This is a genomic window from Lutispora saccharofermentans, assembly GCF_024363565.1.
In the GTDB taxonomy this organism is placed as follows: Bacteria; Bacillota; Clostridia; order Lutisporales; family Lutisporaceae; genus Lutispora; species Lutispora saccharofermentans.
In genome coordinates, this window is the sequence record NZ_JAJEKE010000037.1 from 1 (window position 1) to 1,622 (window position 1,622).

General features: G+C 38.5%; 1 protein-coding gene and 1 pseudogene. Both read left to right on the top strand.

What is annotated here, in order from left to right; translation table 11 throughout:
• A pseudogene (locus LJD61_RS20225) lies at positions 1–607 on the top strand (Mu transposase C-terminal domain-containing protein); the annotation flags it as partial.
• Positions 600–1,400: an ExeA family protein gene (locus LJD61_RS20230; protein ID WP_255229418.1), complete on the top strand. Its 801-nt coding sequence runs from the start codon at positions 600–602 to the stop codon at positions 1,398–1,400. The pseudogene LJD61_RS20225 and the gene LJD61_RS20230, both read left to right, overlap by 8 nt.
• The last annotated feature ends 222 nt before the right edge of the window (positions 1,401–1,622 follow it).

Consider the following 1,622-nt stretch of genomic DNA (forward strand, 5'->3'; position numbering starts at 1 on the left):
ATATGTCCCAAAGGGTCGTGGGAAAATCGAACGATATTTTAATACTGTCCGTATGAGGTTTCTCAGCAATTTGACCCCGAAAGATATTGTTAGTCTTGAGTCTTTGAATGAATCATATGAGAAATGGCTCGGCAGTGACTATCAAAAAAAAGAACACTCAGCTTTAAACGGTAAGACACCCCATCAGAGCTTTATTGATAACATTGACAGGGTAAAGCTGGTAACTGATAGAAATCAGTTTAATGAGAACTTCCTATTGAGGATTAGCCGCAAGGTCTGCCATGATGCAACTATACAGGTAGAGAATATTTTGTTTGAAACAGATTCATGCCTTGCTGGGAAACGCCTTGAGGTGCGTTATGAACCTGAGTGGCTTTTGGATCAAACAAAGAATCTAAAGCTATATGAGGACGGGAAACACATTGGAGAAGCGAAACGTGTACGTTTCTATGACAATGCCCATGTACAGCGACGGTTTCCTGGGAACCGGAAGAAAGCTGCCGCAGAAACAAAAGCTATACCGCAGCCATCGGAGGATAGTTTATCTGCTCCTAAAAATACAATTTCATTTACAGAATTAGCTCAAGGAGGCATAGAAAATGTTTAAGCAATTCTATGGACTTACTTTCAATCCATTTGACAAGGAAATTGAAATAGATAAGCTATTTAAGAGCAATGATTTAAACGAGCTGGAACAACGGCTAAGATACATGCTGGACAATAGAGGGATTGGTCTTATTGTTGGTGAGCCTGGTACCGGGAAATCTACCTGCTTAAGAAGGTTTGCCGAAAATGCCAACAAGTCACTTTACAAGGTATGTTATCTTCCGCTTACAACTTTGACTGTAAAGGATTTTTATCAAGGTCTGTGCACAATGCTTGGAACTACAAAGAGATACAGGAAAGTAGATATGTTCTTTGAAATACAGTCGTCCATAAATTCACTTTACTACGAACAAAGAATTACACCGGTATTTATTGTAGATGAAGTACATATGGCCTCTACCGCAATACTAGATGATTTAAGAATACTGTTCAATTTTAAGATGGACTCTGCCAATCCTTTTGTTTTAATACTATCGGGACAACCTCAAATACGGAACAAGTTGATGCTAACCAGCAGTTACCCGTTAAAACAACGGATTATCATGAGATACTCAATGCAGGGACTTACCAAAGAAGAATGCAGAGACTATTTAAGCAGCAGGATGAAGATTGCAGGATGCTCCAGAGAAGTATTTACCCCTGAAGCAGTTCTGGCTATCTTCAATATATCCGGAGGGGCTCCAAGGGTAATCAACAATATTGCCACTGCAGCACTTATGTATTCTGCCGCGAAAAGAGCCGATTCCGTAGACGAAGAGGCTGTTTTCCAAGCAAACATTGAGCTTGGGGCATAAAAAGCTAAAGCACTTTGAGTAGCAAATATTCAAGGTGCTTTATTTATATCATACTTTTACAAGGCTTGCAATGGCTAGAAATTATATGCCTAAAGATGTTCCTAGCGCAATTTGAGAATGTTCCTAATTTAATTTTACATTTCTATTTTAATTTGATAAAAAAGGACCATTACTTCCAGTTACAATATGAGAAAAACTTCCTAGTTTAATTTGAAAATTGAC

What these genes read in the sequence shown, in the direction of transcription:
- LJD61_RS20230 (WP_255229418.1), top strand. Translation starts at nt 600, where the DNA reads ATGTTTAAGCAATTCTATGGACTTACTTTCAATCCATTTGACAAGGAA.